21 protein-coding genes and 1 other annotated feature (1 of these 22 cut by a window edge) are annotated in these 20,430 nt (G+C 33.0%); of the genes, 1 reads left to right on the plus strand and 20 read right to left on the minus strand.

All coding sequences use genetic code 11. The features are described 5' to 3' along the window. From JNUCC83_RS07805 to pepA, 3 genes are read right to left on the minus strand one after another with little or no spacing between them, the layout of a single operon-like run. Entirely contained in the window at window positions 1-456 is a 456-nt protein-coding gene (locus tag JNUCC83_RS07805; RefSeq protein WP_454459485.1) for a universal stress protein, read from the minus strand. 14 nt (window positions 457-470) lie between these two features. After that, complete coding sequence (locus JNUCC83_RS07810) at window positions 471-782, minus strand: thioredoxin family protein (RefSeq protein ID WP_454459486.1); 312 nt, start codon at window positions 780-782, stop codon at window positions 471-473. A 7-nt stretch (window positions 783-789) separates the two neighbouring features. After that, the gene (pepA, locus tag JNUCC83_RS07815) at window positions 790-1,866 is read right to left on the minus strand and encodes a glutamyl aminopeptidase (RefSeq protein WP_454459487.1); all 1,077 of its coding nucleotides are present in this window, start codon (window positions 1,864-1,866) and stop codon (window positions 790-792) included. A gap of 176 nt (window positions 1,867-2,042) precedes the next feature. Between pepA and JNUCC83_RS07820 the strand changes: the two genes are divergently transcribed. Then, window positions 2,043-2,402, plus strand: a complete 360-nt coding sequence (locus JNUCC83_RS07820; protein ID WP_454459488.1) for a PepSY domain-containing protein — start codon at window positions 2,043-2,045, stop codon at window positions 2,400-2,402. 87 nt (window positions 2,403-2,489) lie between these two features. Here the strand turns inward: JNUCC83_RS07820 and JNUCC83_RS07825 are convergent, their stop codons facing one another. The 17 genes from JNUCC83_RS07825 to JNUCC83_RS07905 all read right to left on the minus strand — a co-directional run bounded on the left by JNUCC83_RS07825 (window position 2,490) and on the right by JNUCC83_RS07905 (window position 19,989). Continuing rightward, a complete protein-coding gene (locus tag JNUCC83_RS07825) occupies window positions 2,490-3,251 on the minus strand; it encodes a (S)-acetoin forming diacetyl reductase (protein ID WP_454459489.1) in 762 nt (253 codons plus the stop codon). Between the two features lie 215 nt (window positions 3,252-3,466). Next, window positions 3,467-6,169 carry a YhgE/Pip family protein gene (locus tag JNUCC83_RS07830; RefSeq protein WP_454459490.1) on the minus strand — a complete coding sequence of 901 codons (2,703 nt, stop codon included), beginning with the start codon at window positions 6,167-6,169 and terminating at the stop codon, window positions 3,467-3,469. Further along, the gene (locus JNUCC83_RS07835; protein ID WP_454459491.1) at window positions 6,163-6,660 is read right to left on the minus strand and encodes an RrF2 family transcriptional regulator; all 498 of its coding nucleotides are present in this window, start codon (window positions 6,658-6,660) and stop codon (window positions 6,163-6,165) included. Before JNUCC83_RS07835 ends, JNUCC83_RS07830 begins: the two co-directional genes overlap by 7 nt. A gap of 153 nt (window positions 6,661-6,813) precedes the next feature. Continuing rightward, window positions 6,814-7,497: a metal-dependent hydrolase gene (locus tag JNUCC83_RS07840; protein ID WP_454459492.1), complete on the minus strand. Its 684-nt coding sequence runs from the start codon at window positions 7,495-7,497 to the stop codon at window positions 6,814-6,816. A gap of 313 nt (window positions 7,498-7,810) precedes the next feature. Then, window positions 7,811-8,524, minus strand: a complete 714-nt coding sequence (locus JNUCC83_RS07845) for a tyrosine-protein phosphatase (protein ID WP_454459493.1) — start codon at window positions 8,522-8,524, stop codon at window positions 7,811-7,813. A 13-nt stretch (window positions 8,525-8,537) separates the two neighbouring features. Beyond that, a complete protein-coding gene (locus tag JNUCC83_RS07850) occupies window positions 8,538-9,317 on the minus strand; it encodes a PhnE/PtxC family ABC transporter permease (RefSeq protein ID WP_454459494.1) in 780 nt (259 codons plus the stop codon). 13 nt (window positions 9,318-9,330) lie between these two features. Beyond that, window positions 9,331-10,122 (minus strand): phosphonate ABC transporter, permease protein PhnE, encoded by a 792-nt coding sequence (gene phnE / locus JNUCC83_RS07855; protein ID WP_454459495.1) that lies wholly within the window; start codon window positions 10,120-10,122, stop codon window positions 9,331-9,333. Then, entirely contained in the window at window positions 10,115-10,927 is an 813-nt protein-coding gene (phnC, locus tag JNUCC83_RS07860; protein WP_454459496.1) for a phosphonate ABC transporter ATP-binding protein, read from the minus strand. Before phnC ends, phnE begins: the two co-directional genes overlap by 8 nt. Before the next feature lie 2 nt (window positions 10,928-10,929). Beyond that, window positions 10,930-11,841 (minus strand): phosphate/phosphite/phosphonate ABC transporter substrate-binding protein, encoded by a 912-nt coding sequence (locus tag JNUCC83_RS07865; RefSeq protein ID WP_454459497.1) that lies wholly within the window; start codon window positions 11,839-11,841, stop codon window positions 10,930-10,932. 212 nt (window positions 11,842-12,053) lie between these two features. Further along, complete coding sequence (locus JNUCC83_RS07870) at window positions 12,054-12,884, minus strand: energy-coupling factor transporter transmembrane component T family protein (RefSeq protein WP_454459498.1); 831 nt, start codon at window positions 12,882-12,884, stop codon at window positions 12,054-12,056. Next, a complete protein-coding gene (locus JNUCC83_RS07875) occupies window positions 12,881-14,590 on the minus strand; it encodes an ABC transporter ATP-binding protein (RefSeq protein ID WP_454459499.1) in 1,710 nt (569 codons plus the stop codon). The genes JNUCC83_RS07870 and JNUCC83_RS07875 overlap by 4 nt, the downstream gene beginning before the upstream one ends. 56 nt (window positions 14,591-14,646) lie before the next feature. Next, on the minus strand, window positions 14,647-15,198 hold the full coding sequence (locus JNUCC83_RS07880; protein WP_454459500.1) for an ECF-type riboflavin transporter substrate-binding protein: 552 nt from the start codon (window positions 15,196-15,198) through the stop codon (window positions 14,647-14,649). Window positions 15,199-15,207: 9 nt separating this feature from the next. Beyond that, window positions 15,208-16,065 (minus strand): SAM hydrolase/SAM-dependent halogenase family protein, encoded by an 858-nt coding sequence (locus tag JNUCC83_RS07885; protein WP_454459501.1) that lies wholly within the window; start codon window positions 16,063-16,065, stop codon window positions 15,208-15,210. Window positions 16,066-16,144: 79 nt separating this feature from the next. Next, complete coding sequence (locus tag JNUCC83_RS07890) at window positions 16,145-17,350, minus strand: M20 family metallopeptidase (protein ID WP_454459502.1); 1,206 nt, start codon at window positions 17,348-17,350, stop codon at window positions 16,145-16,147. Window positions 17,351-17,374: 24 nt separating this feature from the next. Further along, entirely contained in the window at window positions 17,375-18,226 is an 852-nt protein-coding gene (locus JNUCC83_RS07895) for a MetQ/NlpA family ABC transporter substrate-binding protein (protein WP_454459503.1), read from the minus strand. A gap of 19 nt (window positions 18,227-18,245) precedes the next feature. Beyond that, complete coding sequence (locus JNUCC83_RS07900; RefSeq protein ID WP_454459504.1) at window positions 18,246-18,926, minus strand: methionine ABC transporter permease; 681 nt, start codon at window positions 18,924-18,926, stop codon at window positions 18,246-18,248. Beyond that, a complete protein-coding gene (locus JNUCC83_RS07905; RefSeq protein ID WP_454459505.1) occupies window positions 18,910-19,989 on the minus strand; it encodes a methionine ABC transporter ATP-binding protein in 1,080 nt (359 codons plus the stop codon). Before JNUCC83_RS07905 ends, JNUCC83_RS07900 begins: the two co-directional genes overlap by 17 nt. Before the next feature lie 340 nt (window positions 19,990-20,329). Next, window positions 20,330-20,430, minus strand: a binding site (T-box leader); it runs 134 nt beyond the window's last position.

The following is a 20,430-nucleotide window of genomic DNA, read 5'->3' on the forward strand; positions in this document are numbered from 1 at the left end:
TTATTCTGGTCGAACAACTAGCACGTCACATGGTGCAGTACGAATGATGTGATCACTCACACTTCCCATGACTAACCTTTCAACCGCATTAAGTCCTGATTGACCAACCATAATTAAATCTGTGTGATATTTTTCTGGCAATTCTGTTGCCATCATCACTTTAGGAGATCCAAATTCAAGTGTTGCCTTTACATGGTCATACCCTAAATCTTTTGCTATTTTTTTATAGCTTTCAAGTAATTCTTTAGCTTGATTTGTTTCTTCTTGTACAATATCTGGAGAAAATGTAGAGAATGCCATGGTTCCACCATATAATTTATTTTCAATAATATGGGCAACAACTATTTCTGCATTATTACGTTTGGCGACTGCTACAGCTTTTTCAAATGCTTGCTGTGCTTGTTCGCTACCATCTGTCCCAACTAAAATTGAACGATATTCTTGTGACTCTAACATACTATCTCCTCCTTTTATAATTCACTGATAAATGCCATAATTTCTTCTTTCGTTTTACGGTTTTTACTAACAAAACGACCAATCTCTTGTCCGTCTTCTATCGCAACAAAACTTGGTATTCCTAATATATTCCATTGTTGACATAAATCAATAAATTTATCTCTATCCACTTGAACAAAGGTAAATTCAGGGGAACTCTCTTCGATTGATGGCATCTCTGGTTTAATAAAGACACAATCGCCACACCAATCTGCGGTAAAGAAAAGCATTGTTTTTCCTTTTTCCAATGGTTTAGCTAATTCTTCATAAGTTGTTGGTATTAACATACTTTCACTACTTTCCGTATATTATTGTATTTACTTCTGTTTTATCCAATGTCGTCATTAATTTTAAGACCATTTCTCTAGCTGCCTCATAATCTTTAATACTAAACATAGTTTGATGGGTATGAATGTATCGGCCTGGCACACCAATCACAGCACTAGGAACACCATCATTTGCCAAATGAGCTGCTCCAGCATCCGTTCCACCTTTTGAAACAAAGTACTGATATGGAATATGATTATCTTCGGCTAGCTGTAAAATATATTCACGCATACGCCCTAACATAATCATACCTGGATCAAAAATTCTTAATAAGAATCCTTCATCTAATTGACCATTAGCATCTTTTTTACCTGACATGTCATCAGCCGGTGAACAATCTACCGCAAAGAATAAATCAGGCTTAAATTTATGTGTCGATACTTTCGCTCCACGTAATCCAACTTCTTCTTGTACGTTTGCTCCAGCGATAAGTGTATTTGGTAATTCTTGGTCATATAATTCTTCCAAAACATCTAAAACAAGCGTGCAACCATAGCGGTTATCCCATGCCTTAGAAATAATACGTTTACCATTAGCAGTTTTAATCGTTTCAGCTTGCGGAACGATGCCATCTCCTGGACGCACACCAAACTCTTCTGCTTCTTCTTTTGATACAAATCCTGCATCAAACAAAATATCTGCCACATCAATACCTTGTTGTTTGTTTGCTCCTCTTAACAAATGAGGAGGAACAGATGTTGAAATAATCGGATAATCTCCTTTTTTGGTTTGTAAAGTAAAACGTTGCGCTGATACGGTATAAGGATTCCATCCACCTAAAGGGACTACTCTAAATAAACCATTTTCTAAGATTTGACTCACCATAAATCCAACTTCATCCATATGTGAAGCTAACATGATACGAGGTGCTTCGTTTGATTTATTTTTACGAATACCAAACACGCCACCTAATCCATCATATTCGATTTTATCAACAAAAGGAGCCATTTCTTTAGCCATGACACGTCTCATATTGTCTTCTAATCCACTGACACTTTGTATTTCTGTTAATGTTTTTATACGATTAAATAATTTATCATCCATGATTATCTACTAATTAAAAAATTAGTAGGTCACCTCTCTTTCTATCTTCAATTAATTATAACATAAGCTTAGCATAGGAAAAAACCAATCACTTTAATTCCTACTTCTTTTTTTCTTTCCATTTTGTCCATTTATGCTACAATAAGAACATCAGTATTACCATAGGAGGTAACGACATGTTTCAAAAAAAACAAAAAACAAAAGAAGTTTATCATCATGGCTTAACGACTGGTTTAGGAATTGGACTGGCAGTAGGATTAGTTGCTGGTTCTCTTGCAACAAAATGGTACAAAGACAACAAAGTATTATCTGCTGATGATATTTTAGAACAAGTGAAATCTGACTTTTTACAAGATGGACCAATAGAAGGCTCTTGGATACATTTTAAAAAAGAACCTTTAGACAAATTTGCGATTAAGACAGATGTTTATACTGGTGGTATTTCTCGTATCGAAGAAGGACGACTTGTCCAATACGAGTTTACAGCTGATGCCCACACTGGATCAATTATCGATATCCATAAAATTGAAGACTAATAAGTTGCGAGTACGCGTTTAAGTACTCGTTTTTTTATTATGCAAAAAAACTCCCAGAATCATTCTGAGAGTTCTAAACCATTTATTTTAATGAAATTGCATACCACCATCAACAATAATTGTTTGACCTGTAATGTAATTTGAGTCAGGACCTGCTAAAAATGATACAACATTAGCAACATCTTCTGGTTCAGACAAACGTTTCATTGCGATATCTTTTGCAAATGTTTGCATTCCCCATTCATCATCTTTTCCTGCATTTTTACCAACTTGATGTGCAATATCAAACATCATTGGCGTTTTTACAATACCTGGTGCGTAAGCATTTACTGTGATGCCTTCTTCAGCTAAATCACGGGCTGCAATTTGAGTCATTCCACGAACCGCAAATTTTGATGAGCTATAAAGCATCAAGTTAGGATTTCCAACAACACCTGCCTGAGATGTTGCATTAATTACTTTACCGCCATGACCAAATTTACGGAACATTTCTGTTGCAATTTGTGTCCCCCATAGAACACCACCAACGTTAATATCATAAACTTTTTTGAAAAGTTCTGGTGTAATTGTTTCAATTGGTGTTGTTGGTGCAATACCAGCATTATTCACCATCACATTTAAATCACCAAATGTTTCAACGATTGATTCAACTACTGAAATTAATTGATCTCTATCTGAAACATCAGCTGTTGCAGCAAAAAAATGTTCACCTAATTCTTCAGCAGCTTTTTTAGCAATTTCTTCATTATAGTCAATAATCCCTACTTTAAACCCATCTTCGTGTAATCGTTTAGCAATGGAAAATCCAATCCCTTGTCCAGCGCCTGTAACTATCGCAACTTTACTCATATTCTTTCCCCTTTTTTTGGTTGTCATTATTTTTTCTTGTTTAGTATACTGCTACTATTAATTTGTTGTAAACGACTTTTTTATTGTTATTTAATTTATTGCTAAATACCCACATTTTATACTTTCATTAACCTTTTCCTAAATACACTATTGTTTTATTTACAATAAAAAAAGAACCTAGATTTATTCTAGATTCTTTTTTATATCATTCAATTTTAATGAAGAATTCGTCCTTCTTTTAGGTTGTCTCCTACTTTTTTAAATAATCTTTCTGCACGTGGGTACAAAATGTATCCAGCCACAAAGAATCCAATAGTAATACTTACTAAAATAGTTATTGCTTTAAGAGCTGATGGCCAGTAAATCCCGCCCACAGATTCTCTCAGCAAATTAACAGCATAGGTAAATGGAATGTAAGGATTAATTGCTCTAAAGAACGGGCCTGACATTTCAATTGGGAAATTCCCTCCACCAGCTGAAATAGAAAGAACTAAGATAATAATCGCAATCCCTTTCCCAAGATTATCAAATAAAGCAACCAGTACATAGACCATCATCATAAAGGCCAAATCAATGATTAAAGCAAACACGACATTCCACACTGGATTTTTTGTATAAGTTCCTAACAATAACTGATTTCCTACTGTAACAATTAGCGCTTGGAAGAAACCAACAACTAAAAATGTTCCCATACGTGCTAAAAACTGTTGGCGTTTAGAGTAACGTCCTATTTGTTCTTCCTCTAAATGAAACTTAGTTGAGGCTATACTTGAAAATAGCACGGCCCCAACCCATAAACAAAGTGCTGTATAAAACGGCGTACTCGCTGAGCCATAATTTGGAACAGGATAGACATCCTTCGTTTTTAGCTTAACTGGACTTGAGATAAATTTACTTTCGGCATTTGCATCACCTTTAAGGTATTTTAATGCTTCATCTAAATCAATGTCTTTTTCACCTTTTCTGATAGCATTTGCGGCTTTTTGAACACCTTCTTTAATATTTGGCCAGTCTTCTTTAATCATTATTTCAGCGGCATTTAAAGCCGTCTCTAACTTAGGAGCTTTTTCATTTACTTTCCCCATTGTCGACTTTACATCGTCTTCAATTCCTGGTAGATCATTTTTAATAAACGCTGTTGCTTTATTCATTTTACTTTGTACTACCGGAAAGTCATTTCTAAAAAAGTCCGCTCCTTGATTGATACCATTAATAATCAAGTTCATATTACCATTAAGCATCACATTAGCTGTGTGAATTTCATCTTGAATCGCTGGCATTTCCTTTTGATACTCTTTCAAGAATGATATTGCTTCATTAATAGTATTCGTTGTATTCTTTAACAAACTATCAAGAGTTTTCATTGTATCATCAGCGATAATTGTTCCTGTAATATTTTGAGCAGAATTAAGCATATGCTGTACATTGGTTAATGTTTGATTTACTTGTGCTTCTATTTCTGTTGGATTAATTGATACAACAATCTGATTTAATGTGTTACTAATTTCTGTCAATTTTGCTTGCAATTTAGCAGGTGCGGCTGCATAATCTTCCCAATTATCTAAAATAGACTGAACGTTGGCTTGGGCATGACTCACATGATTTTCTAAATCATTTAACTGAGACAAAGCATTAGAAAAATCAGGTGCATTTGGCAAACTAGCTAACTGGTTTAATGTTTCTTTTAACGATTGAATGAGTTGTAGTTGCGTGTTTAGCTGCGTGTTCAATTTTTCCAATTGAGCATGAATTTGAGCAGTATGTGTTTCCGTATCTAATGCTGCAAGATCTGCTGCTAATTTACCAGATACTTTTGATAACGTATCTAGAACTTCTAAACCTTGTGTTAATCCCTCTGTCACAGTAGGCAAAACATCAGCAATTTCTTGTAGCTGTTTTTTCAACTCTGGAATCATGCCATCTGCTGTATTGATTAATTCTGTCACATCTGGTAAAACCTTTTGAGCTGTTCCAATGACTTCTAATCCTTTTGTTGCTTCATTAATCGCATCATCCATCATTTGAACAATTTTATCCATATCATTATCAGCTTTATTAAGTTGCGTTCCTGCATTCTTTATTTTAGGAATATTTCCTTGAACGTCATAAACTATCTGACCATACTGAGCAATTTCAGGTAGCTTATTATTTAAATCAACCACTTTATCTGTTGTTTTATTTAACTCAGGAATATATTCAACAAATTCATTAGCCAAGGCTAACTTATTTTTAAATTCTGGCATTTTAGCCTGTAATTCTAACACTTCTTTGGTGTATCCATCAATCTCATCTAAGTTTTCATCTACTGTTAGAATCTTAGCCGTAATTTTTCGAATAGATGGTAAATTGGCATCCAAGTTAAAACCTATTTCATTAAACACTTCTAATAATGTTTTGCTAGCCGTTTCTACAAATTCAGTCGAAATTGTGTCTTGAATGGTCCCTGCCCCTTTATCTGAAATTTTAGGAGCAATCGCATTGATTTTTTGATTCACCTGGTACTCAATTTCTGGATAATCAATTTCGCCTTTAGTAAAACTCAATAAATTTTCGGTAAAGTTTTTAGGTAAATATAATCCTGCATAGTATTTTCCCGTTTTAACTTTATCATCTAATTCTTTTTTAGATGAAACAAATTGCCACCCAATGGTTTTATTATCCTTTAAGTTTTCAACAATTTCATTCCCAATATTGATTTTTTTTCCTTTCAAATCAACTGTCTGATCGTCAGAGTAAACACCAATTTTTATGCCACCAGTATTAGAATAGGGATCCCATAATGCCGCAATGTTAAACCACGCATATAAAGATGGGATAATCATCAATGCAATCATCAAAACAAACGTTAATTTGTTATGAAAAATCCTTTTCCAATCTAATAAAAATAATTCCCATACATTTTTAATTCTATTTAACATTGAATTGACCTCTCATCTTCTATAAAATCATTCCAATTTCTATGTGGTATTTCACCATATTCACGAAAAACATCTGATAATATATCTTTTACTGTGATTCTTTCTAACTCTTCATTCCATTTCCTATCGGCTTTTGAAAAACATTCTGCTATTTGCTTATCACCTGTTTGAGCAATCTCAGTAAAGTCACTAAATGCTCGTTCTAATACACCAATTTTGGGAAAAGAATGAAAAGGCTCTTCTATTGCTTCTACTATATTAAGTAGTGTAATTTCAGATAAATCTTTTTTTATATAAAAACCACCATTATTCCCCGAAACACCCTCTATAATATCTGATACAACTAATTTCCTAAGTAGTTTTCTAATATAAGAAGACGACACAGATAGTTTTTGATAGATTGCGATTGATGACACTGGAATGTCTTTTTCCTGTGTTGATAATAATGCCATAATCGCCAATGCTTGCTCTGTTGCATTGGTTAATTTCAAGGTATATCACTTCCTCTCATTTCTTACATTGGGCTATTATAGACTTTTTTTATCCACAAAGCAATAGAAATGGTTCTGTTATTTTTATTTTCTAAATAAGGTGTGTTTTCGCAAAAAAAAGAACAACTCAGTAAAGAATTGCTCTGATATTTTTTAATATTTTACAAAATCACCACTTTGTAATACTTTACCGCGTTGTTCAGATAGTTGATCTACAAATTTTTCTGGATTTTGTTCAATAACTGGGAACGTATTATAGTGAATAGGTACGGATACTCTTGCATCAATCGTTTTAGCAGCTTTCACGGCATCGTTAATTCCCATTGTAAAGTTATCACCAATCGGTAGAAAAGCAATATCCACATCAAAATCGTCTGCAATAAGTGACATATCATTATAAAACGCTGTGTCCCCTGCATGATATATTATCCTATTATCAATATTAAATAGAAATCCAGCAGGTTCTTCCATATAAATCATTTGCCCATCAAGTTCATAACCACTACTATGCTGAGCAAAAATCATTTTTACAGTGCCAAAAGGAAATGCAAAACTGCCTCCTAAATTCATATGATGAACGTTTTTGACACCATGGCTTGTTGCAAAATGACACACTTCAGGTATTCCCACAACATGTGCATTATTTTTCTTTGCTAGATAGACCATATCTCCCACATGATCTGCATGACCATGAGTAATAAAAATATAATCAACATGTATCTCCTCTAGCACTAAATCGGTCAATTTGTTTCCAGTAATAAATGGATCAATAAGAATATGAGTGCCATCATTTGTTTCAATGCTTACAACAGAGTGGCCATGATAACCAATCTTCATTTTTCATTCCTCCTTAAATTTACTAACTTAATTATATCTAATCATCTCCTACAACTCAAAAAGCTGAATGATTCTTCATCCAGCTTTTTCTGTTGACTTGTTGATTAGAAGAATAGATAACAAAAAACGACTAGGGGGATAGTGTTCATTGTTATAAAAATCAGGTTTTATTTCTTTGACAAGTCATTTTACTATTCAGTTAAATATTAATAAGTGGATTGTAGCGATATCATATTAATGATATTCTCTACATTTATACTATACTTCTTTACTGTAAAAAATAAATCATATCGTTGTAAATGATATGTAAAATTTACACTTTTTGTGTATAAGCTTCTTTGATTTCTAATAACATCTCTTCAGATAATCCACACTCTTTTAAGTAGTTAATTACTGTGCCATATTTTTCAGAAATTAAAGGCAATAACTTTTCCATATTATGACGATCAGAATACATTAAATGTTCATAGCCTTCTGGTGTCACTAACGCTTCATTGGCTGAAAGATAAGTATAAGATGTTTCATAATTAGCGATAATATCCTTCTCATCTACCTCAAGTAACCCTAGCAACAATGAAGCTAAGACACCCGTTCGATCTTTTCCTGCTGCGCAATGAAAAATTAATCCCTTCTCTCTTGATTCATGAACAGCTGTAAATAATTCTTTAACAATAGATTGTTGTTCTTCAATCATTTGCACATAAAAATCATACAATGACATGTCTAAATTCGTTTTAGAAATATCTTGAATATTTTCATCAACTACAAAAGGAATATGATAATTACGAACTATTGAACTTTTTTCTAATGGGTAATCTGAAGCTGCTCTTTCATTATTAGTTCTTAAATCAATCACGGCTCCTATACCATATTCTTCTAAAAATGCCACATCGTTATCTGTTAAACGACAGACATCGTCACTGCGAAATAATTTTTTCCATGCAACAATATTTTTATCTTTTGTCGGTATTCCGCCTAAATCCCTTGTATTAAAGGTTGTTTCTAATGGTAATCGCTGATAATACATATATCTTCTCCTTTTATATCGCTCTTTTCATACGAGTAACAAGCATTTCAATGGTAAACATAGTACAAAAAATAATTAACACAATAAATGCAATTTTTCCATATTGATAGCCACTGATTGTTCTAGTTAACAAGGTTCCAATACCACCTGCTCCAACCATCCCTAAAGAAATAGATTCAGCGACATTGCCTTCCACTCGAATAGCTAACCAGTTTAAAAACGATTTATAGACATTCGGTAAAATTCCTTCTTGTATTAATTGAAACCAACTAGCTCCTGTAGATTTCATTATTTCTATCACTTGTACTGGTACTTCTTCAATACTACTAATAAAAGACTTTGTTAAATAACCAACTGTTGGGAACATCATCCCAATAATACCTGCTAATGATCCAAATCCAAGACTTGCAACTATCATTAAAATCCAGACTAAAGATGGTATAGCACGAATTACTGACATAATTCCTTTAATAACTGCTGATAAAAAAGGTAGCGGTGAAATATTATCTGCTCCTAGACAAGCTAGAATAAACGAAATAATTGCACCTAAAAATAAAGAAGCAATCGCCATAGAAAGTGATAATAAAAGCTCTGAAAAAACCGTCCCAATATCTGATGTGTCGATGGCTAAAAAATTTTTAATTACTTCTCCTGATTGCTCAAATCTCGATAAAAAAGTCACCATATCCAAGTTTAAAAATCTTGCACTGACAATAAATAAACCAATGGCAAAGATAGTAATAACGACTGTTCTTATTCTATCTTTTTTTTGTGTTAATGGGATATCATTCACTGATTTATTCCTCCTATAAAATCCATTTTCTTAATTTATTCACAACAAACTCAGTCATTAGAACTAGAGCAACTAAAATTAAGATTAATGCCATAGCTTCTTTGTACTTGAATAAGCGAATATTTGTTTGAATCATAATACCAATACCACCTGCTCCAACCATCCCTAAAATAGCTGATGCTCGGATATTAATTTCAAAAGAGAAGAACGTCCAGTTTACCCAAGAAGGGAAGAAAGCTGGAATGATACCATGTACTAGTAATTGTGCTGGCGATGCCCCTGTTGCTTTTAATGCTTCAAGTTTGCTATCAGCAATATTATTCATCTCTTCTGCGTATGATCGTGTCAAAAAACCAAACGTTGCAATAATCAACGCTAACAATCCCACCATATTTCCAATACCAAAAATATAGACAAGTAAAGAAGCCCAGACTAACACTGGTATATTTCGAATAAATGATACAATAAATCGTATAGCTATTCTTACTGGAGCAAAAGGATTGATTGATTCAGCCATCAATAAGCCAAAGATAAAAGATAATACAGCTGAAACATAGGTACCAACTACTGCAAATAACAAAGTTTCAATAATCAGTGATACATAACTAGAAAATCCTGAAAAATTAGGTGGAAAGAAATTCTCACCAAAAAATGAAAACACACTTGGTAAAGTCACAAATGGTGTTAATGGATTAACTTTTAAATAAATAAAAGAATAAGCAATAACAACAAATAATAATCCCACTGTCACTTTCTTTTTTATGCTTTTTTGTTGTGTTAAAGAAATAGGTGCTAAACTATCCATATACTTGCCCCTCCTGAGTAATCGGAACCACAGGTATGCTTGTAATCTTGTCAGATTGAGGTTGTTCATTATTGTAGATTGTTTCAATCATATCAGTTGTCAATTCTTCAGGTTTTCCATCAAAAACAATCTCGCCTTTTCTAACACCAATAATACGAGTTGCACATTTTTTCGCAACGTCGACCTGATGTAAGTTAACAATTGTTGTTACACCTTTTGACTCTGTAATATCTTTTAATTGACTCATTACAACTTCTGAGGATTTTGGATCTAGTGAAGCAATCGGCTCATCAGCTAAGATAAGGGCAGGATGTTGCATTAACGCTCGGCAAATCCCAACACGCTGCATTTGGCCACCAGACAATTCATCTGCACGTTTATATGCTTGATCCTCTAATCCTACTTGTTTTAATAAATCCATTGCTGTTTTGCGATCTTCTTGAGAATATCTACCAAATGCACTTGTAAAAAATGATACTTGGCCTAGTTTCCCATGAAGAACATTTTTCAAAACATTTGTTCTCTCTACTAAATTATAGTGTTGAAAAATCATCCCAATATGTGAACGTAATTTTCTTAATTCTTTTCCTTTTGCTTGTGAAATAGATTGATTTTCAAACAACACCTCTCCAGAAGTTGGAGCCGCTAATTGATTAATTACACGAATAAGCGTTGACTTCCCTGCACCTGATGGGCCAATGATTACTACAAATTCGCCTTCGTCAATAGATAAAGAAACATTATTTAATGCTTTATGTCCTGTTTTATATTCTTTATTAACATTTTTTATTTCTAATAAAGTCATCTTTATTCTCCTTTTATGTCTAACACTTTAATAATATCTTTTACGCCTTCGTAATCTTCATCTTTTGCTTCAATAAATCTTACGCTGTCATCTTTATAAAAAGCTTTAAAATAATCTTTATCGTCATAATTCAAATAAAAATCCCTCAATTTCTTTTTCAACTCATCTGGTAATTCTTTTCTTACAATATATGCGGCATTCGGAATAACTTGGGTTTCATCAATAATTTTAAATTCACCCTCTTTAACTAATTTAGCATCATACATACTTTGTAACACTTGTCCTGCTACTGCAGCTGCATCATAATCTCCCTTTGATACACCCATGACACTAGAATCATGTTTTCCAGAATATGCCACTGTTTGAAAGAAATAATCAGGCTCTTCTAGTTTAGCTTGTTCTAATTTTAATTTAGTTACTAATTCATATTTAGGATATAAATATCCTGATGAAGATGCCGGATCCACAAATGCAAAATTAGTTCCTTTCAAATCTTCTAATGAATTAATTTTATCATTATCTTTTTTAGTGATAAATACTGTCCGATATGCTTCTTTACCTGAAGATGATGTTGTTACTAATGGTTCAACTTCTACACGCTGTTTCGCTTGGAAATAACTCATTGGTGAAACCAACAGCACATCTAGTTTTTTATTTTTCATTGCTTCGATACCAACTGCATAGTCAGCACCTTCCATAATTTCGACTGGAATACCTAATGCTTTACTCATATCTTCTTGAAATTTTTTGTTTTTTCCACCAGCCTCAGGATTATTCTCATCTGGCATTGTTACAATGGTAATTTTATCTGGCATGCCATCCTCTTTTTTAGATTCTTCATTACTTGAGCCACAGGCTGCTAACAATCCTATTGAAGCGATAACTGACAGCCCGTAAAATAATTTTTTTTTCATTTGATTTTTTAACCCCCATATTTTTATGTTAAAGCGAGTATAACTTTTTTATGTAAATTTCAAAGTCTTTTCTATGTAAAATTTTTGTATAAAAAAGCTAAATCAAGAGTGACTTTAAGTAAAAAATTACTCCACTAAAAAAGAAACCACCCGAAATCAAAATGTTAGTAAATTGATTTCAGGGGGTTTCTTATCAGTCTCTTAATTAATTATTAGAAGGGGTTATAAAATCTACCTCCGTTAAATTTTATAAGTAATAAACTACTTAGTAATATTAAAATTGAAATAACAATAGCGATAATATCAATTATACGAAATGGTTCTTCAGAATACCATGTGCGTTTCTTTTTTTGACCAAAACGTCTCAATTCCATCGCCGTACTTATCACTTCTATTCGTTCAATACTTGACAAAATGAGTGGAAAAACAATTTGTATTACACCTTTAATTCTTTTTAAAATAGGAGCGTTGGAGCCCATTTCTAATCCTCTAGCTTGTTGAGAATTTGATATTTCAAAATAAGACTCTTGTATATCTGGAATATAACGAATAGCCAAAGATACAGCATAACAGGCTTTATAGTTAATACCTATTTTATTTAGACTTGCCGCAAACGAGCTAGGGTTAGTAGTTAACAGGAAAATCAATACAAAAGGAACTGTACTAAAATACTTTAGCATTAAATTAAATTCATAAAACAGTTGTTCTTGAGTTAAAGAGTATCGACCAATTCCTTGAATGATAACATGTTTACTACCATACAGTTTAACACCATATTCAGGTGAAAATAAAAAAACTGTTAATAAGTTCAACACTGAAAACACAATAATAAATTTTACAACAAAAGAAATATCTGACCACTTTATCTTTGATATTTTAAATAAAATAATTGATAAAAGGCTCATAATAATTAAAAAACGTGTATCATAGGTCGTCATACAAGCAATTGATACAATAATCAACATAATTAATTTGGTCGTTCCACTTAACTTATGCATAAATGTGTCATTAGGAATATAGCCCAATAATTGATGCTCTTTCATCTTGCTTTCACCCCACGATCAAACTTTGTAAATTGCTCAACGAATAGCGTTGGATTTTCCATTCCAATATAAAGAGCTAATTCATAAAGACTTGTTTCTTTTAATGAAGCTTTTTCTGTTTTGTCTAAAGATGTGAGAAGTTCCGATGGTGAAGTATCAGATATTATTTTCCCATCAGATAAAACGAGCGCTCTATCTGTATATTCCAACATTAAATGCATATCATGCGTTATGATAATAATTGTCGTTTCTTGCGTTCTATTTAATTCTTCTAAAAATGTCATCATTTCAGTATAATGCTTTAAATCCTGTCCTGCTGTTGGCTCATCTAAAACAATCATTTCAGGATTTAAAATCAAAATAGAAGCAATTGTCACTCTTTTTTTCTGGCCATAACTTAATGCAGAAATCGGCCAATTTCTATAAGGATATAGTCCACAAACGCTTAATACTTCATCAACTCTCCTGTCAATCTCTTCTTGAGAAACTCCTCTTAGTTCTAACCCTAACGCTACTTCTTCACGAATCATTTTCTTTGAAATCATTTGATTTGGGTTTTGCATAACAAATCCAATTTTTTCAGATCTTTCTTTAATTGATAGTTTAGAGAAATCTTCACCATTCCATGACATGTCACCCGTTGCATGAATAAAACCACAAATAGCTTTGGCCAAAGTCGATTTACCAGCACCATTTGGTCCAACTAAACTAATCATATCACCTCTATTGAACTTAACAGAGACATTATCTAACGTTTTCTTTAAGTTAGAGGCGTACTGATAACTAACACTACTTAAGGATAGTAATGGAATCTTTTCTGTCGTTTGTTGACTATCTTTTTGTTCATCAGACCATTTATTCAGAAATGGTCTGATATATTCTTTATCTAGTCTGTCAATCGAGGACAAATCTTTAATATTTTCTAATGGAATACCCGCATACTTTAATGCCGTGACGTACAAAGGTTCTCTAATAACCTGTTCTCCTAATAAATCACTATGCAATAATTCATTGACCGTCTGATTTGCGATAATTTTCCCATCAGAAAAACAAATTACTCTGTCAATTGGATAGTTCAATACATCTTCTATACGATGCTCAATAATAATAATCGTATTATTTGTTAATTGATGAATATCATCTATTAATTTCATCGCTTCTATTCCAGATTTTGGATCTAAATTAGCTAGTGGTTCATCAAATAAAAGAATAGGAGATTCATCAACTAACACGCCTGCTAAAGAAACACGCTGTTTTTGTCCACCTGACAAATCTTGGGGTTTATGGGTCATCATCGTTTCTAAACCTACTTCTTTACCCCACTTAGATACCACTTCTCGCATTTCCCCAATAGACACTTCATCATTTTCTAATGCAAAGGCTATATCTTCTCCGACTGTCATTCCTATAAATTGTCCATCCGTATCTTGTAAAACAGTTCCAACATCAAAAGATAAATCAAAAATACTACTTTCAACAACATTTTTATTATTAACCAGTACCTTACCTGTTACTCCACCTGGATAAATATGTGGTATCAAACCATTCAAGCAATGACCAAATGTTGATTTTCCACTGCCACTAGCACCAATAACCAGTACCTTTTCACCCTCAAAAATATCAAGATTAATATCTACTAAAGTCGGTTCTGCTTGACTATCGTATTTGAAGGTCATTTTTTCAAATGATATTATTTTTTTCTCCATATTCTTCTCCTAAACCTAAGAAAAGTCGAAAAATTAAATTTTCGACTTTTTTATTATTAATCCTTAGTAAGGCTTCCTTTTTTTGTTTTAGAAGCCGCATATGCTTTCATCAATAATGTTCCAACAACACCAACAGATACTGCATTCACTATAAAACTCAAAACACCTTGTGTATAAACTTTGCTGGCAGGTTCTGCATAAATCAATACATCTAATGTTGGTGCTAAACCTATCCATATAATAGCATTAAATACTATTTGTAACACATTAAAATGTATCATTTCACTTTTATTTAAAATACCTGTATTCAAATTAATTTTTCGTCCTGCCCATCCTAAAGCAAACCCTAAAACACCTGAACAGATAATCCAAGACCACCATGCACTACCATATGTTGTAAAATCTTTTATTGTATGACCAATAAAACCAATCAAAAAACCTGCTACTGGTCCATAAAGTGTACTCATCAATGCTAAAAAGCCATAAGCAACTTGAATTTCTGTATTTGGAATACCCGATGGTATGGCAATAAATTTAAATAGTATAACGAATACTGCCGACCCTATACCAACTGCTACAATGTCTTTTACTGTCAATTCTTTTTTCATTTTTTTCTCCTAATCAAAAATAATTTTTGGTGCTTTTCTAATTTCAACTTTCCAATCAATTCCAGTTCCTATATTATACAGATCTGAAAAAGAATCTTGATTAACTGCTATACCAATATTTACTAAAGAATTAATATATACAAGTGGTTCTCCTACATTAACATCTGCAAAAGAACGTGTAAATTGCATAATATTTTGATAAACTTTATTTTCTTTATGGTAAATTGTTACTTGTAAATTATCTCCTCTAGAAATATTAACTGTCTTTAAATAATCTGATGGAATATTGGTCCATAACGAACCAAAGCGTACATCTAATACATCAATGCTTCCTTTTATGATACCATCATCTACTACTGATTCAATAATTTCTAATGTTTCAATGTCTGTTGATTCTACAATATCGCCTAACTCTTCAAAGGTAATTTGATTAGAAGCTAATCTAGCTCCATTATAAGCATAAACATCTCTTCCGTGAAACGTATGACTTTCTTCTGAATGAGGTAGTCTTGATTCTACTTCATTAATTAAACGTATTTCCTCAATACCGTCATAATGTAAAATATGTGTTAATGAACCATTGTCAGGTGTAATGATGTAATGCCCTGATATTGTTTTAGCAATAATACTTTTTCTATTGCTTCCTACCCCTGGATCTACAACTGAAACAAAAATCGTTCCTTCAGGCCAGTATTTCACTGTTTGATATAAGCGATAAGATGCTACCCAAATGTCGTATGGTGGAATATCATGTGTTAAATCGTGTATTGCTATATCTCCACCAACCATATGTGCTACACCATACATGGCGCTAACTGCTCCATCGACTAATCCAAAATCCGTTTGTAACACTAAATAATTTTTCATGAATATTAACCTCATATTTCTTTAATTATGTTCGTTTTTCATTATACCATCATTTAATTTATTTTCGCATCCTTTTTCACTAATTCCCCTTTAATTTTTGTTCTTGATGTTCTTCTTTCACTTTATTCAACAGTTCTTCATCCAACAATAAATCAAGTGCTGTCTCTGCTAATAGTTGGGCAGCTATTCCTATTGAATTTAATCCTTTTTCACTTTTTGCAGCTGCTTTAAATTCTTCTGAATGTCCTGCAATGTAATCATCTGATATAGAAGCAGTCGGTTGTATCGTTGGAATGACTTGGCTAACATTTCCTACATCTGATGAACCTAAGTTTTGACGTTCTCCATTATAAATTTCTTCTTCTGAAATGCCTATTTTATCAAAATGACTAACAAAAATATCATCAAAAGATGGTGTTACAATGATATCATCCACGCCATTTTGAAATAAGCCAAATTTATAGTCTGCACCAGTCGAGAAGGATGCTCCCTTAATAATATTTTCAACTTTTTGATAGACCTCATCTAATGTTTTACGATTAGCAGCTCTTAAGTAAAATCTTGCTGAAGCATATTCGGGGACCACATTTGCAGCTACACCACCATTAGTAATAATTCCATGTATGTTAACATCCTTTGGCAGATGCAACCTTAATCCGTTTATCCCATTAAATACTTGAATCACTGCATCTAACGCATTAATTCCTTTTTCAGGTGCCGCAGCCGCATGAGAAGCCACTCCAAAAAATTCAATATCAACAGGATCATTTGCTAATCCTAAAGCTGTTTTTCCATATTTATGCCCTGGATGAACACAAAGGGCAGCATCGACATCATCAAAAAATCCCTCTCTTACAAAACTTCCTTTAGCAGATCCATTCTCTCCACCTTCTTCTCCAGGCGTTCCGTAAACTCTTATTTCTCCACCAACTTCATCAATCACTTGTTTCAATGCACTCGCTGCCAATGCTGAATAATTTCCAAACAAGTTATGACCACATGCATGCCCAATGCCAGGAAGTGCATCATACTCTGCTAAAAAAGCTAAGGTTGGGCCAGGTTTACCCGATTTATATCGTGCATCAAATCCAGTATGATGTCCGGCTACATCTTTTTTTACCTCAAAGCCTTCTTCTCTTAGTTGATTAATCAACACGTCAGATGAGTAAACTTCATAATTACTCACTTCTGGATGTGCATGGATGTCCAATGCTAGTTCTTTATATGTCGGTAATTGATTTTTGATATAATTTTTAATAACAGTTGATTGATTTGCTCTTGTCATAGTCCTTTTCTCCTTTAAATAGCCTTATTTTTTACCAAAAGTATCCCATGCTGGAATACTTGATCCTTTAGATGTTTCTTCTATTACCTTTTTTGTATCCTCTGTTTGATAAGCTTCAACAATTTTTGCATATGTTTTATTATTTTCATCTTCTTTTCTAACAACAATAATATTGACATATGGTTTAGATGTTTCATCCACTGGTTCTAAATAAATAGCATCTTTTACAGGACTATACCCTGCATCAACAGCTACACCACTATTGATGACTGCTGCTGCAACATCTTGTAGTGAACGTGGTGTTTGGGAAGCATCTAATTCTTCAATTTTTAAATTTAATTTATTCTCTGTAATATCACTCACAGTTGGAGCCTGTTTTTTAGCAGGGTCTACCTTAATTAAACCTACTGTTTGAAGCAGTAATAATGCCCTACCACCGTTTGTAACATCATTTGGAATAGACACCGTGTCGCCATCTTTTAATTCTTTGACATCTTTTATTTTTTCAGAATAAATTCCTAATGGTGCATTTACTGTATTACCAATTGATACTAAATCTGTTCCGTGCTCTGCATTAAAATTATCTAAAAAATATTGGTGTTGGAAAGAATTTAAATCAATGTCGCCATTATCAAGTGCAACATTCGGTTGACTGTAATCAGTAAATTTCACATATTCTAAATTGATTCCTTCATCCTTTAATCTCTTTTTAACGCTATCCCACACATCAGTATCTGAGCCTACAATACCTAGCTTAACTGTTTTATTTTTTTCACTTGATGAGTCCTTAGACGAATCACTTGATCCTGATCCACATCCAGTAATAATTAATAATACACTTAAAATCCCGATAATATATCCAATAGTTTTTTTCATTTTAATTTCCCCTTTTAATTTAATGAGTTATTTTTTTTATAATAAAATTACTAATTCCCTGACAAATAAATACGATTAATAAAATAATAATCAAAGCTGCCCATGTTACATCACTTTGAAATCTATTGTGTCCTCTTGAAATAGCTAAGTTACCGAGACCGCCTGCTCCAACAGCACCTGCCATAGCAGTTAAACCAATGACATTAATAATTGTTAAGGCTGATACTCTTACTATTCCCGGTAGTCCTTCTTTTAAATAGACTCTAAAAATAATACCTATCGGACTTGTACCCATAGCTTCTGCTGCTTCAATCACACCAGAATCTACTTCTAATAGTGCGACTTCAATTTGTCTAGCAAAAAATGGGACAACTCCTGCTACTAAAGGAACCAATGCTGCAGTCGCCCCGATTGTTGTTCCCGCAATGACTCGTGTGACAACATTTAATAAAGCTAGTAAAATAATAAATGGAATAGAACGAACCACGTTTACTATCTTATCTAAAATATGATAAACATATTTTTGTTCTAACAATCCAGCAGGTCTTGTCACAACTAATATAACGCCAAATATTAAACCCAATATCCCAGCAATAATAGCCGTCCAAAATGACATATATAACGTTTCAAGAGTCGCTTGCTTAAACTCATCTGGAATTTGACTCACGTTTGGTAGATACTTCTCAATTAATCTTTGCATAATGCTTAACTCCTTCCACATCAATTGTCTCTTTTGCTTGAATAATTGTAATTTTTACTCCCTCAGCTATTAAGTATTTAATTGCTTCTTGACGTTTTTCTAATTCGCCAGTTAAACTGACAACCAAACTTCCCAATGGAACATCTTGTATAATTTCTACATTGCCATACAAAATATTTGCTGATACTTGAAATCGACTATAAAGTTGCGATATCAATGCTTCATTAGTTTGACTTCCTATATAAGACAATTCTATTAACCACACATTATCTGATGAGTCTATAAAGGATTGACTAGATACTATCGTTTCTAGAGCTTGGTCGATATGAGAGGCCGTTCTGATAAACGTTTGAGTTAGCTCTTTTTCTGCTTGACTAAATAATGTCACGCTATCTCCTTTTTCGACTATCTCCCCATTTTCCATCACGGCAACCTTATTACAAATTTCTTTGACTACTTGCATTTCATGTGTAATTAATACTATAGTCAAATTTAAACGTTTATTTAATTCTTTTAGCAATGATAAAATTTGCAACGTTGTTTTAGGATCCAGTGCACTCGTTGCTTCATCGCATAGAAGTATTTCTGGATCATTTGCCAATGCTCTAGCGATAGCAACACGCTGCTTTTGACCTCCAGATAGCTGACTAGGATACGCATCATGCTTGTCAGATAATCCCACTAATTCTAATAATTCGGTTATTTTTTCTTTTCTTTCTTGTTTAGATTTCCCGGAATACTTTAATGAAAAATCCACATTATCAAAAATAGTTCTACTTGCCATTAAATTAAAATGTTGAAAAATCATCCCAATTTTTTGTCTTTCTAGTCTTAAATTTTTTCCTTTTAAATGAGTTATGTTTTCACCCTTTATGATAACTTCACCTGATGTAGGTCTTTGCAATAAGTTTATAACTCTGACCAGCGTACTTTTACCAGCACCGGAAAAACCAACTATGCCATAGATATCTCCCTTATCAATCGTTAAATCAACATCTCTTACAGCATGAATTTCTCTATCCGGTTGATGAAATGTTACTGATATATTTTTTAATTCAATCATTTTTTGCCCTCCAATTTAATAATAAAAAACGTCCTCAAGAAAACAAACCCTGTCATTTGTTTTCTTGAGGACGCTTGTGCGTGTTACCACCTCTAATTTGATTAATTTTCACAAATTAATCCTTATCAAGTACTATCATACTCTAGCAAGTTAACGGTTGCGCTCGTTGAATTCTTACACTTATCCTGCTCGAACTCAAATTACTCAATGGCCATTTTCAGATAAATCATCTTTCCTCTTCTCAGCTTATACGAGGTTCTCTGTATAAAATGCATTTAGCTTACTTACCATATCATCGTAAAAAAATATAAAAAAAGTCCTTTGATACATAAAATATGTATCAAAGGACGAATCATCGTGTTACCACCTTTGTTTAGAAGAATTCTTTCTTCCCTTAGCCCGACAAAACTTCTATCGGCGTTTCTTTTAACGGTGAAACTA

Source organism: Vagococcus sp. JNUCC 83 (assembly GCF_053667615.1).